The organism is Sphingomonas kyeonggiensis (assembly GCF_030812785.1).
GTDB classification, from domain to species: Bacteria; Pseudomonadota; Alphaproteobacteria; order Sphingomonadales; family Sphingomonadaceae; genus Sphingomonas; species Sphingomonas kyeonggiensis_B.
The window spans coordinates 848357-862109 of sequence record NZ_JAUSTJ010000001.1; the positions used below are offsets into that span (position 1 = coordinate 848357).

Sequence of the window (13753 nt, forward strand, 5' to 3'; positions counted from 1 at the left end):
TATGGTAGGTCATCGCGACGTGGTTTGCTCGGCAATCAGTCTTTAGGGCGTGGTGCGGGCGAACCTAGGGCTGCGGCAACCAGCAGGCCGATGCCGATGGCGCCCGTCAGCACGCCTGCCGTGACCAGCGCTGCGAGACTCGCGCCGATCAGCGCCGTCGAACTGCTCGCCCCGGCATGCATGATATCCAGTGCACCGATCATGCCGCGAAAGGCGTAGGAGCCGGGCACCATCGCGACGACGCCCGGAAAGGCGAAAACAGTCCATGGCGCACGCAGCCTTCGGGCAAGCAGCATGGCCATCAGCGCCGCGACGAAGGCGCCGAGCAACGTGGCGAAGACAAGATCGCCGCTCATGCTAAGCACCATCGTTCGCATGCCGTGCGCAAGCGCGCCGCACAGGACAATCGCCGGGATCAATCGCAGCGGGGCGTTGAACAGGATCGCAAACCCAAGCGCGGCTAGGCCGGAAAGAGCGACATCCAGCGGCAAGGCCAGGGTCTCGGAATGGATTTCGACCGGAAATCGCACACCCCAGACCATGCTCGCCACTACCAGGCCGGAAGAGATCGCAAGCACGACGACAAGGGCATTGGCGAGCCGCGCCACTCCGATCGACGAATGCCCTTCGACAAGGTCCCGTACGCCGTTGATCAGCGGCACGCCAGGCACGAGAATCATCCCGGCGGCAACGAGCGCGAGGAATGGATCTTCGTGCAGGAAATGCAGGGGAAGGACGGCCACTGCCCCACTTGTTGCAGCGGTCGAGGCGGCGATGGCGGCGGTTGCGCTGCCCCGCTCCGCCATCCAGCGGCGAACCAGCATGTTGACCAGGCCGGCAACGAACGACGCGCCAACCACTGGTCCGGTCGCGCCGAACAAGCGCGCGAGCGCAGCTGCGGTCATTGCCACCGCGAGAACGACGAGCCAGCTGGGATAGGCGGATGCCTGGCGTTCGATTGCTTGCAGCCGGGCGTCGGCCGCGTCCGCGTCGAGATTGCCTGACGCGATAGCGTCGGAGACCGCCTCGAGCGCAAATAAGCGACCGGCGTCGATGCCCATAGCGCCTACCGCATGGCCAACCCGGGTGCGATAGATTCCACCCGACGCGACCATGAGGAGAAGGCGTTCGCTGCTGATGAAGAACTGGACCATGAAGCCCAGCCGCCCGGCGAGCGCCTCGACCCGCTGCCGGACATGTTCGCTGTCCGCCCCCGCCGCGAGAAGCAGGCGGGCCAGCCGGAGCAGCACATGTCCCGCAGAATCAATGCGCCATGCCGGCTTGTCAGCCATCGATATTGTCGATCTTGAGCACCGGCGCGGTCGCCGCACGGGTGGCGCGACAGGCATCGGCGTCCTTGGTGAGGTCGATGCCCCAGGTGGGGAAGACGGCACGCAGCTTCGGCAGCCAGCCGGCCTCGGTCAGCCGCTCGGCAAAGCAGCTATGTAGCACTTCCACCGAAATCGCCGCCGCTGTCGAGGCGCCCGGGGACGCGCCAAGCAGAGCGACCAGCGACTTGTCGGCGGCGGCGACCAGCTCGGTGCCGAACACCAGCTTGCCGCCTTCGTCGCCATCGTCCGGCTTGATGATCTGCACCCGCTGACCGGCAATCGCTTCCTGCCACTGCCCGCGCTTCGCCTGCGGGAAGAACTGTTGCAGCATCTCGAACTGGTGATGCCGGCTTTGGAAGACCTGGCCGATCAGATACTCCTCCAGCCCGGCATTGTCCTTCGCCACTTCGAGCAACGGCAGCAGGTTGGCGGCCGTGATCGATCCGAACAGGTCGGTTTCCGATCCATGCTTCAGGAACTTGGTGGAGAAGCCGGCATAGGGGCCGAACAGCAAAGAGGTCTTGCCGTCGATCACTCGGGTATCGAGATGCGGCACGGACATGGGCGGCGAGCCGCTGGCGGCCTTGCCATAGACCTTGGCGTGATGGCGCGTGGTCACTTCATCGATGTCGCAGCGCAGCCAGATGCCGCTTACCGGGAAGCCGCCATAGCCCTTGGCTTCGGGGATGCCCGATTTCTGCAGCAGCTCGATCGCCGCGCCGCCCGCACCGATGAACACGAAGCCCGCCGAAAGCGACTGGACGGTGCCGTCATAAGTGTCTTCGAAAGTGACGGTCCAGCGGCCGTCATCGGCACGATCGATCGCAGTCACTTCGCGATTGTAGCGCAGGTCGATACCCTGGTCCTGGAGGTGATGGACCAGCAAATGGGTCAGCGCGCCATAATCGACATCGGTTCCGGTGATGATGCGGGTGGCGGCGATCTTCTCGGCAGGGTCGCGCCCTTCCATCACCAGTGGCGCCCATTCGGCAATCTTCGCGGGATCCTCGCTATATTCCATCCCGTGATAGCAGTGATGCGCGCTCATCGCCGCATGCCGCGCCTTGAGGAACGCGACATTCTCCTCACCCTGGACGAAGCTCATATGCGGGCACGGATGCAGGAAGGCGCGCGGATCGGGGATCGCGCCCGTGCCGACCAGATGCGCCCAGAGCTGGCGCGAGATGTCGAACTCGGTGTTGACCTTCAGCGCTTCGGAGATGTCGATGCTGCCATCGGCGCGCTGCGGGGTGTAGTTGAGCTCGCAATTGGCGGCATGACCGGTGCCCGCATTGTTCCACGCCATCGAGCTCTCTTGCGCGCAATCGCCCAGCCGCTCGAGCATCGCGATTCGCAGGCCGGGATCGAGCGTGTGCAGCAAGGTGCCCACCGTAGCGCTCATGATGCCGGCGCCGATCAGCAGCACATCGACATCGTTGTTCGGAGAAATCGTCATGCCTGGGCTTCCTTCGGCGTGAAGCGCAGGTCCGCGCCTTCCTGATAGATTGCATAGGCGCGCCGCCATGGCTGATCGCCGATCAGCCGCCAGCGATGGCCGCTGCCGCTATTGTCCTGCGCGATCAGCACGTCACCGGGATTGATCGTGAAGGTCGCGCCCGACTTCACTTCAAACTCAAGCGTGCCCGACAGGGTGATGACGAACTGCGGCTGCGGATCCTGATGCCAGTCGAACCCGCCGACGCCGGTCTCCTGGAAGGAGAGTTCGGTCACCGGGATCGGCAGGCCCGATGCCTTGCCATGCGTGCCCGCGCCGATTTCGAGTTCTCCTTCCTCGAACAGCGAGTTGCCGTCAGGGCCGGTCCACATTCTTACGCAACGGATCATGATGTCTCTTTCTTATGCGCCGGCCAGGCCGTGGCCGACCATGTCGAGCGGGCGGATGGTCTTGTCGAAAAGCGCTTCGTCGACCTTGCCCGAGGCAAGCGCCGCTTCCTTGAGCGTGGTGTCGTCGGCGATCGCCTTCTCGGCGATATGCGCGGCATTCTGGTAGCCGATCACCGGCGAGAGCGCGGTGACCAGCATCACGCTGCCTGCGATATATCCGGCGATCTTCTCGGGCACGATCTCGGTGCCTTCGACCGAGAACTCCCGAAACCGGTCGCAGCCGTCGGCCAGGATGCGGATCGAGTGCAGCACATTGTTGATGATCACCGGCCGCATCGCGTTGAGCTCGAAATTACCCTGGCTGCCGGCGAAGGCGACGGCGTTGTCATTGCCCAGCACCTGGATCGTGATCATGACCATCGCCTCGCACTGGGTCGGGTTGACCTTGCCCGGCATGATCGAGGAGCCGGGCTCGTTATCGGGCAGCTTCAACTCGCCGAACCCGCAGCGCGGACCCGAGGCGAGCCAGCGCATGTCGTTGGCGATCTTCATCAGCGCCACCGCGAGACCGCGCAGCCCGGCCGAGGCGCGCACCATTGCGTCGAGCGAGCCCTGGGCAGTGAACTTGTTGGGCGCGGTGACGAAGGGCTTGCCGGTCAGCTCGGCGATCTTCGCCGCAACGTCTTTCGAGAATCCCGGCGGCGCATTGAGTCCGGTGCCGACTGCGGTGCCGCCGACCGCGAGTTCGTAGAGCCCGGCACGGCTCGCCGCGATATCCGCGATGCAGGCGCGGATCTGCCCCGCCCAGCCATACCATTCCTGGCCCACGGTGAGCGGCACGGCGTCCTCCAGATGGGTACGACCGATCTTGACCACGTCCATCCAGCCATCGGCCTTCTTCTCGATCACCTCGACCAGCCGGGTGACTGCGGGGATCAGCTGGTCGTCGATCGCAAAGACGGTGGCGACATGCATCGCCGTGGGGAACGTGTCGTTGGACGACTGACCCATATTGACGTCGTCATTCGGCCCCACCGGATGCTGGCTGCCGAGCGTGCCGCCGAGCAGCTGGATCGCCCGGTTTGAGAGCACCTCGTTGACGTTCATGTTAGATTGGGTGCCCGAGCCGGTCTGCCAGACATAAAGCGGGAAATGATCGTCGAGCTCGCCGGCGATCGCCTCGTCCGCCGCCTGGACGATCGCGTCGCGCTTCCATTCGGGCAGGCGACCGGCGGCGGCGTTCACCAGTGCGCACGCCTTCTTCACCACGCCATAAGCGTGGTAGACCGGCTTGGGCATGCGATCGTCGCCAATGTTGAAATGGTGGAGCGAGCGCTCGGTCTGCGCACCCCAATAGCGATCGGCCGGCACCCGGACCGTGCCCATGCTATCGAATTCCGCGCGGCTGCCGGCCGCATCCAGACCGATCGGGATCGTCTGCAACTCGGGGATACTGGTCAACGCTTACTCTCCTTGCTGAGGGGGCCGAAGCGCGATGGCGCGCGCTCGCGGGGGAGGAGGGGCGCCCGGTCGGATTGCAGGTCGCCATAGGTGCCGCCGGCCGCCACGTTGCCCTTGAACACGACGTAGATCGCCAGCGTGTAGGCAAGGGTCAGCGGCAGGATGACGATGCCCGCGCCCCAGAACAGAAAGGCCTGCGAACTGGCCGGCGCCGCCGCCTGGGCCGCCGTGATCGAATACGGAATCATGTAAGGATAGAAGGACACGGCCAGAGTCCCGAACGCTGCCGCGAAGAGAGCGATCGCGGCAAGGAACGGCAGGAGCCTGCGGCGGCGAAGGATCGCCCAGGCCAGGAGGATCGCCGCCGCTCCACCTGCTGCCGGGAAGATGCAGAGGACCGGCCGTGCGCTCCACAACCGCATCACCGGCAGGTCGAGCCGCATGGCCGACACGAAGGCGATGGCCAGGAAAAGCAGTACGCCCAGCAACAGCTTCGGCAGCATGCGATAGGCCAGCGCCTGGACTTCGCCCGGCGATTTGTAGGCGAGCCAGCCCGCGCCCATCAGCATATAGCCCAAGCACAGGCCCAGCCCGCAGAGCAGCGCGAACGGCGAGAGCCATCCGAAGGCGCCGCCGACATAGTAGCCATCGACGATCGGCAACCCGACGACCAGCGCGCCAACGGCCGCGCCTTGGGCGAAGCTGGCGACTAGCGATCCCCCGATAAAGGCCCAGTCCCAGAAGGCGCGAAAGCGAACGCTCTTGTCGCGGTATTCGAAGGATACACCGCGAAGGATCAGTGCGGCGAGCATGACGATCAGCGGCAGGTAGAAGGCCGAGAGCAAGGTCGCGTAGACGAGCGGAAATGCGCCGAACAACACAGTGCCGTTGACGACGAGCCACGTCTCGTTGCCGTCCCAGACCGGTGCGACGGCGGCCAGCATCTCCCGCCGGCCCGGTTCGTCACGGACCAGCGGCAACAACATGCCGACACCGAGATCGAAGCCGTCGAGCGTGACATAGAGGAAGATCGACAGCGCCAGAACACCGAGCCAGAAATCGATCATCGCAGCGGTTCCTGCCCCGCCGGATCCGGCTGTTTGCCGGGACTCGCGCCGAGGATTGAGAGCGGGCGCTTGGGATTGGTTTCGCCGAGCCGTGGTTCGGGAGCGCCGATCGGCCCGCTGCGCAGCAGGCGATAGATGTAAATCGTGCCGAAGGCGAAGATCGCGGCATAGACCAGCGCGAACAGCGCAAGCGTCGCGGCGACCATCGGCGCGGTCAGGAATGGTGTGGCCGCATCTGCGGTGCGGAGTTGTCCATAGACCGTCCAGGGCTGGCGTCCCACCTCGGCGACGAACCAGCCCGTCAACGTGGCGATGAAGCCGAGCGGGAATGAGAGGAAGATCGCCCGTAGGAGCCAGCGCTTTCCTGCGATCTTCCCGCGCCAGACTTGCCAGCCGCCGTACCAGGCGAGCACGAGCATCAGTAGTCCACAACCGACCATCACGCGAAAGGCGAAGAAGGGTATCGCGACCGGCGGACGATCCTGCGGCTTCCAGTCGGCCAGACCGACTTCGCGCGAATCCAGTCGCATCGAACCGATCAGGCTGCCGGCATAGGGAATGCTCAGCGCGTATCGGTTGCGACCGGCCTGTTCGTCGGGCCAGGCGATCAGGACTTCGGACGCCGGCTGCTCGTCGTGCCAGCGCGCCTCGATCGCGGCGAACTTCGCCGGCTGGCGGTCATGGACATAGTCGCCGACCAGATGGCCGAAGATCAACTGCGTCGGGACCAGCACGGCGGCGAGACCCAGTCCCATGCGCAGCATTGTAAGGGCCTCGTCCTGGAAGCGGCCGCGCAACAGGTGCCAGGCGCCCGTCGCGGCGACGCAGAAGGCCGAGGTGAGGTAGGCCGCGAGCAACATATGGGGGAAGCGCACCCACACCACCGGGCTGAACAGAATCGCGAACCAATCGGTCGGCACGAAGACGCCGTCCGCCGTTCTCGAGAATCCCAGCGGTGCCTGCATCCAGCTGTTGTTCACCATGATCCAGAAGGACGACATGGTAGTACCCAAGGCCACCATCAGGCATGAAAGGAAGTAGAGCCAGCGCGACACCCGGCTGCGGCCGAACATCATCACGCCGAAGAAGCTTCCCTCCAGCGCAAAGGCAGTGAAGCTCTCGTAGACGAGCAGCGGCCCCTGGATCGCCCCGGTTTGGCGCGACAACTCGCTCCAGTTCGTACCAAACTGGAAGGCCATCACGATGCCCGACACGACGCCCAGCCCGAAGGCAACCGCGAAGACGGTGCGCCAGAAGTCAAACAGCCGACGATAGACCGACTTCCCCGTGGCGAGCGAGAGAGCTTCGAGGAGGCACAGCCATGCTGCGAGCCCGACTGTGAATGCTGGAAAGATGATATGAAAGGAGATCGTCGCCGCGAACTGCACGCGGGATAGGAAGAGCGCGGTCCAATCCATCGCCTGGCTCCTGCTCAGCCCGGGATCACGCCAAGCGGGCAAATGCAGCTCGGAAGGACAATCAGCATTGCGCGCATCGTGTGTTCCAATCTGGACGGGCTGACGAACCCGGCTCCGACATCGTCGCGAAGGACCGGGATTGTCTGCGAAGAAGATCGCGGCGGTCGGCTTGGCCGGCCATTATCTCTAGGTATGGAGCGGAGATCGGCGCGCGCGCTTGCGCGATTGTGCAGGCCTTTGGACATTCGCCGGCAAAGTGATGGACAAGGTCGAGCCTCTGTCCGGCATGCTCGTGCTCCGAAGCGTGCCACCATGCGCCTCGATTACATCGCGGCAGATCGCGATCGCCAGCGCATCGCCCGGTCCACCCGGTCCCGGGCCATGGGTCACGGCCACCCGCACATAATCATCGCCATCGCGCTGCGCGGTGACCTCCAGCAGGCGCGCGGCGGCATCGCGTCCTCGCAGGATCTCGATGCCGTTCATGATGAGATGGATCACCGCCTGTTCAACGCGCGCGGAATCGCAGGTGATTTCGGGCAGGCTCGGGTCGATCGAGCAACGTAGCGTGACGCGTCCGGCAGCGAGCTCGCGCCCAAGCAAGGCCGTTGCATTTCTCAATATCATGGCGATACCCACGGTCTCACGCGTCTGCTGCGGGGGGCTAACAAAAGCACGCGTGCGATGAATGCGCACGGCCATGCGTCGGGCGGCGTCGCCGATCTCCGCCACCGAGGCGCGCACCTCATCCCATTCGGGTTGGGGCCGATCGAGCCACCGCGCCGCAGCCTCGGCATGGTCGAGCACAACCCCCACGGGCCGACTGAAACTGTCGACTAGCGAAGCGGTGAGCGCTCCGACCATGGCGACACGCTCGCGGTGCGCCTGATCCTCGCTGCTTGGTCCATGGCGCCTGCACCGCGCTGCGATTGCCAGCTTCGCATAGCCAAGCCCGATCAGGCTGATTGCCAGCATGGCACATGGGAATTCGATGCTCGCCTGTGTGTCGTCGAACCCTTTTCCGATAAGCTGGGCCATGAGAAGCAGCGCTATACCCGCCACAAACCAGCCATGCTCTCGCGCGCCAGCAGCAAGGCGTTGCGACCCAGCCCAACGACCCACGCTCCCGTTCATCCTGCACCTCGCAAATCAATCCGAATTGGACCGACCGGTCATTGGAGAAAGGGCGCCCCACATTCGTGGACGATTTTGCGGTTCCGGGACGATGCGTGCGCAAAGCGCGTAACTCGATCGGGAATCGGAACACCCACAATGGGCGCGGAGAGGCCGGCAAGACAGGAACCCCGCCTTGCCGGCTTCTCGGTCCCGATGGCCTCAGGCCTTGTTGGCGGTCAAGGCGCGACGGCCGATGCTGGCCGCGAAGAGCGGGGTCTCGCGATGATTATGGTCGCCACCAGCGTCCTGGCGTGCCTTGGCGGCATCTGCATAGCTGATATTATGCGCGGCGATGAAATCCATGAACGCATCAGTCGGGTGCGCGGTCACGCTGTTGGTGTAACGCGTGCGCCCACCCTCGATACCTTCCGCCTTGAGTTCCCAGATCACGTTGACCTGGGTACGGCCCGCTGCGGTGAACACGTCAGAAATCGAGTTCATCCGGCAATAGGTCGGGGTCGCTTCTTCCGCGACATAGTGCTGGATGACCAGACCGGTGCCGATCATCTCGACATTGATCATCATGCGACGACCGTCGTCGGTAGTGGTAGTACCGGCGCCGATATGATCGGGCGGGCAGCAGCGCTGATACTCGGCCTCCGGAAGGTTAAACAGCCAATCGGCGATGTCGATCTTTTCGATCGGGACGTCGATTTCTGCTGAGAATGCCGACTGCGAGAGAATGGTGTCGGTGAGAACCTTCATGGCGATTTCCTTCCGTGATGAGTGGCCTGGCAATGTTCTTCACCCCGACCTCGAATTGATCGAAAATCGAAGCTGCGAGGATGCGTTTTCCACATCACCATCGCCGGATTTCGGATATCGCCAGCCCGACCTTAACTCACAGATATACTAAGGTTTATTTTTTAAAATCATCGCTCTATCTACATTCAATTCAGCACTTTTGTACCAAATATAGGCTTGCCGCGTAGCATGCCCTCCCTTTTTAGAGGCCGAGGCATAGGCTCATCTTCGAGGAAATTCGACCAGACACGCGAAAGCCACCTCACCTACAGTGGGGCGGCTCGCCATATTCATTGATTCTGCCGTCGCGTGTTTCCAGGCTACGCGGATGTAGTTAGAAAAATCTCGAACTCATCGGTCAGTTCTCGGCCCACTCGTCGAAGTCGAACAGCGTACGGTATTGGCGCGGTTGCGAGCGCAGATATTGAGAAGGCGCGCGGACATGCCCGCCAAGATGGGCCGCAGCATGCCACGGCCAGCGTGGATCATAGAGCGCTGCGCGCGCGATCCCCACCAGGTCGGCGTCGCCCGTGCCAACGATCGCCTCTGCCTGCTCGAATTCGGTGATCAGACCCACAGCGACCACCGGAACGGAGACCGCCTGCTTGACCGAGCGCGCATAGGGGACCTGATAATTGGGACCGTCGGTTATGCGCTGAATTGGGTCGAGTCCGCCGCTGGATACGTTAAGCGCTGAGCAGCCCCGTTCCTCGAGAGCCTTCGAGAAGCGGACCGCATCGTCGATGGACGCACCACCCTCGATCCAATCATTCCCGGATACCCGCACCGTCACCGGTCGCTCTTCTGGAAAAGCCGCGCGCACGGCATCGAAAATCTCAAGGGGAAAGCGCATGCGGTTCTCCAGGGAACCGCCATAAGCGTCTTCACGCTTGTTGGTGTAGGGTGAGAGGAACTGGTGGAGCAGATAGCCATGTGCAGCATGGATCTGCACCGCATCGATGCCCAGTCGCCCGGCACGGCGCGCGCTTCGCGCGAAGCTCTCGCGCAATCGGGCCATGCCATCTGCGTCGAGTGCAGCGGGAGTCGGCCCACCGGTGCTCAGGGGGACCGCGGATGGCGCCACCGTTTGCCATCCGCGCGGGTCGTGCGGGGCGATGTGCCGCCCTCCGCGCCACGGGACCTCAGATGACGCCTTTCTGCCGGCGTGCGAGAGCTGGATCGCGATCGGCATCGATGACCAGCTTCGTACGGCGTCGAGCACCCGCCCCATAGCCGCTTCGGTCTGGTCGTCCCACAGGCCGACGTCGGAGGGCGTTATGCGGCCTTCAGGAGTTACGGCGGTGCCCTCGATGGTCAGCAGAGCCGCGCCCGATAAGGCCAGATGTCCCAGATGCATGAGGTGCCAGTCGGTCATCTGACCATCCTGCGCGGAATATTGGCACATCGGCGCGATCACGATGCGGTTGTCGAGCTTGAGCGATCCAACCTGGAGCGGCTCGAACAGCTTGGGACGGTCCATGAAAGTCTCCCGCTAGGCATTCTGCGTGGTGAAGTTGGCCTCCGGTCTAGGCCCGCGGCAGTGACGCGAAATCATACTGTGGTTTGTCACGCGACTATCCTCCGCCGAGGATGCGGGCCGCGTCGGCGAAGCTTCCTGGCAAACCGATGAAGTCGAACCCGGTGATGACGAATGCCGTTACCCAACCAAGCACCAACAACAGCTTTGGCGTGGCCCAGCCTGGCGCGAAACGCCGCACAGTGACGAAATGCAGAAGGGGAAACATGGCGAACGGTAGTTGCATCGCCAGCACCACCTGGCTCAGAATGAGCAGATCGTTGACGCTGCTATCCCCGCGCAGCCCGATCACGAAGACGGCTGGAATGATCGCCATCGCCCGGGTGATGATCCGGCGCTTCCAGGGAGCGACTCTCCATTTCATAAAGCCTTCCATCACGACCTGGCCGGCGATGGTGCCGGTTATGGTGCTCGATTGGCCGGAGGCGAGGAGAGCAACGGCAAAGATCACACTGGCGAGCGCCGAACCGACGGCGGGGGCGAAGGTCAGATATGCCACGCGGATCCAGTCGGTATCGTCTCCAAGTACGTAGCGATGCCCGTCGAGGACCAGTTCGCTCCGCCCGTGAAAGACAACCGCCGCGAGGATGAGGATCGCCGCATTCACCAGAAAGGCTAGCGATAGCGAAATTCCCGTGTCGATCGCGTTGCATCGCAGGGCGATCCTTTTTGACGCAGCATCATCCTCTGTTGTCCGGCTCTGGACGAGCGCTGAATGGAGATAGAGATTGTGCGGCATCACCGTCGCGCCGATGATGCCCACGGCCACGCTCGCCATGCCGGCAGTTGCCAGGGTCGGATGGACGAGGGCTGTCCCGATTTCATGAAAATCCGGTCGGGTACCCGGCAGCACGAAGAGCTCGATGAAGAACGATCCGGCGATTGTCACGACGAGCACCAGGACGACACGTTCAATCGTGCGCATGCCATGTCGCTGCAGAAGGAGCAGTAGGAACACGTCGGCGGCAGTCATGATCACCGCCCAGAATAACGGCACGCCGAACAGCAGATTGATCGCCACCGCCGAACCAAGCACCTCCGCCAGATCGCAAGCCGCGATTGCTATCTCGCACAGGATCCAGAGGGGCACGCGGCACCAGGAGGGATACCAAGCCCGGCAGGCTTCGGCGAGGTTCTTGCCCGACACGATTCCCAACCGTGCAGCCAGAATCTGGAGCACGATCGCCATCGCGCTAGCCAAGGCTACGACCCAAAGCAGGCCATAGCGGTAGAGCGCGCCCGCCTGAAGATCGGTCCCCCAGTTGCCGGGATCCATGTAACCCACGCTGATCAGAAGCGCCGGACCCAGGTAGGCGCGATACGGTTGAAGCGCGGGCGCAGACCAATGCGGCACCCGGATCGAGTGAACTGCTTGGCTAAGCGTCCAAGATCTCGATTTCCTTGGTGGTGCAACCGACTGAAACAGCGATCTTCGTTGCATCTCGCACTCTCCAAGGGAAACGGCGATCGCCGTGAACTACCCCAAGGAAATGCCGTGCGCCGTTACCCGGCACCACCATCCATAGGTCTTAAATGCTGAGGATCATCCCATTGAGAAAAAACCAGATTGTCGCCCGACCCGGCTAGTTTGGCGACAACTCCACCGCACCTTCGTCGGGATTCTCCGACTGCAGGCCTTACGCGGCAATGTCTTCGATAAAGAAAGGCCCTGAGCATGGGTTGCTCAGGGGATGACGATTTCCGTGGCGTTTTCCCTGCCCTCATTCGCTGACGCGGGCACCTTTTTGCAGAAGGCTGCCCAGTCACGCATCAAGAGCCGGCGCTTGTCGAGAAAGTCGGTGCGGCGATACGCCGCCTCTACCTTGTTCGAAACCGTATGGGCGAGTGCGGCCTCCGCCACTTCGCCAGAATAATCCGTCTGCTCCGCTACCCAATCCCGGAATGCAGATCGGAAGCCGTGCACCGTCACCGTTAGCTCCCCATCCCGAAGGATTTTGAGCAGGGTCATGTCAGAGAGCGGCTTCTTCACGTCCTGACCAGGAAAAACGAGGTCTCCCACTCCCGCCTTGTATTTCTTCGCTCTTTCGAACACGGCGGCCGCTTCGGGCGACAAGGGAACGATGTGAGGCCGCCCCATCTTCATGCGCGCGGCGGGGATCTTCCATAGGCCGGCTTGTAGATCCGGTTCCGACCAGAGTGCGCCGCGTATCTCACCTGATCGTGTAGCCGTCAGGATGAGCGCTTCCAACGCGAGCCGCCCAACCGACTCGCGTTCGCCAAGCTTCTCCAGGAAATTCGGCACGTCCGCATAGGGCATTGCGGCGAAATGGCCGTCTTTCTTGGGCTGTCGGGGGAGCCCCTTGGACAACGACCGCATCGGCGCTTCGCTGGCGCGAAAACCCTTAGCGCAAGCCCAATCGAGAACCGTGCCGATGCGCTGCCGTACTCGCCTCGCCGTCTCCGGCTTGGAAAGCCAGATCGGGATCAGAACCTCCCGAATCGCGGGACTCTCGATCTTGTCCACCGGGAGGTCGCCAATCTTGGGGAAGGCGTAGGTGGTCAGGGTCGCAATCCACTGGTTCTGGTGCTTGCCGTTCTTCCAAGCCCTTTCGTGCTCCTCATGCACGAGTTTGGCCGCATCACGGAAGGTCGGGACAGTCTGCCGTTCCTGCTTTCGCTCCGCGACCGGGTCGATTCCCTGCGCGATCTTCTTGCGCATGACGAAGGCTGAATCGCGTGCATCCGCCAACGAGACGTTCTTCAGCGAACCCAGGCCAATTTCCCTTCGCCGCCCATTTGCCTGAACCCGAAGAACCCATCTCCCGGCCGCCTTGCCGGTGACATCGAGAAAAAGGCCGTCGCCATCGGCATACCGCCCCGGCTCAGACAATGAGCGAACCTTAAGCGCGGTGAGCTTTCCCATAACCCTCGCTCCCAAAATACCCGCCATTTTACCCACCACATTGTGGTGGGAAGTGGTAGGATTGAGTGAAATCCGATGAGACGAAGAACGCCGGATTTCGTGAGGTTTTATAGCACTTTAGGAGGGTTTTTGCGAGCCCGGAAAGGGGCGCAAGTGGCGGAGCGGGAGGGATTCGAACCCTCGATACGGTTTTGCCGTATACTCACTTTCCAGGCGAGCGCCTTCGACCACTCGGCCACCGCTCCGCATGTCCTGGAAGTTGCGTGCCCTAAACGTTGACGAAGGCCGAG

Annotated in this window: 11 protein-coding genes and 1 tRNA gene; all 12 read right to left on the bottom strand. The window is 62.9% G+C overall.

Going from position 1 to position 13753, the window contains the following annotated elements:
- Positions 1–35: 35 nt before the first annotated feature.
- Complete coding sequence (locus J2W22_RS04245) at positions 36–1292, bottom strand: threonine/serine exporter family protein (protein WP_307117017.1); 1257 nt, start codon at positions 1290–1292, stop codon at positions 36–38.
- The gene (mqo, locus tag J2W22_RS04250; RefSeq protein WP_307117018.1) at positions 1285–2787 is read right to left on the bottom strand and encodes a malate dehydrogenase (quinone); all 1503 of its coding nucleotides are present in this window, start codon (positions 2785–2787) and stop codon (positions 1285–1287) included. The genes J2W22_RS04245 and mqo overlap by 8 nt, the downstream gene beginning before the upstream one ends.
- Positions 2784–3158 (bottom strand): cupin domain-containing protein, encoded by a 375-nt coding sequence (locus tag J2W22_RS04255; RefSeq protein ID WP_307117019.1) that lies wholly within the window; start codon positions 3156–3158, stop codon positions 2784–2786. Before J2W22_RS04255 ends, mqo begins: the two co-directional genes overlap by 4 nt.
- 30 nt (positions 3159–3188) lie before the next feature.
- The gene (gene fumC, locus J2W22_RS04260; protein WP_307117020.1) at positions 3189–4637 is read right to left on the bottom strand and encodes a class II fumarate hydratase; all 1449 of its coding nucleotides are present in this window, start codon (positions 4635–4637) and stop codon (positions 3189–3191) included.
- Positions 4634–5704, bottom strand: coding sequence for a cytochrome d ubiquinol oxidase subunit II (gene cydB, locus J2W22_RS04265; protein WP_307117021.1), 1071 nt, complete (start codon positions 5702–5704; stop codon positions 4634–4636). Before cydB ends, fumC begins: the two co-directional genes overlap by 4 nt.
- Positions 5701–7122, bottom strand: a complete 1422-nt coding sequence (locus J2W22_RS04270; RefSeq protein ID WP_307117022.1) for a cytochrome ubiquinol oxidase subunit I — start codon at positions 7120–7122, stop codon at positions 5701–5703. Before J2W22_RS04270 ends, cydB begins: the two co-directional genes overlap by 4 nt.
- Before the next feature lie 186 nt (positions 7123–7308).
- Positions 7309–8160 (bottom strand): sensor histidine kinase, encoded by an 852-nt coding sequence (locus J2W22_RS04275; protein WP_307117023.1) that lies wholly within the window; start codon positions 8158–8160, stop codon positions 7309–7311.
- A 297-nt stretch (positions 8161–8457) separates the two neighbouring features.
- Entirely contained in the window at positions 8458–9003 is a 546-nt protein-coding gene (locus J2W22_RS04280) for a hypothetical protein (protein WP_307117024.1), read from the bottom strand.
- 397 nt (positions 9004–9400) lie between these two features.
- Positions 9401–10522 carry an NADH:flavin oxidoreductase/NADH oxidase gene (locus tag J2W22_RS04285; RefSeq protein ID WP_307117025.1) on the bottom strand — a complete coding sequence of 374 codons (1122 nt, stop codon included), beginning with the start codon at positions 10520–10522 and terminating at the stop codon, positions 9401–9403.
- Between the two features lie 94 nt (positions 10523–10616).
- On the bottom strand, positions 10617–12020 hold the full coding sequence (locus J2W22_RS04290) for an Nramp family divalent metal transporter (RefSeq protein WP_307117026.1): 1404 nt from the start codon (positions 12018–12020) through the stop codon (positions 10617–10619).
- A 243-nt stretch (positions 12021–12263) separates the two neighbouring features.
- Positions 12264–13463 carry a tyrosine-type recombinase/integrase gene (locus tag J2W22_RS04295; protein WP_307117027.1) on the bottom strand — a complete coding sequence of 400 codons (1200 nt, stop codon included), beginning with the start codon at positions 13461–13463 and terminating at the stop codon, positions 12264–12266.
- A gap of 154 nt (positions 13464–13617) precedes the next feature.
- A tRNA-Ser gene (locus J2W22_RS04300) sits at positions 13618–13708 on the bottom strand.
- Positions 13709–13753: the final 45 nt, after the last annotated feature.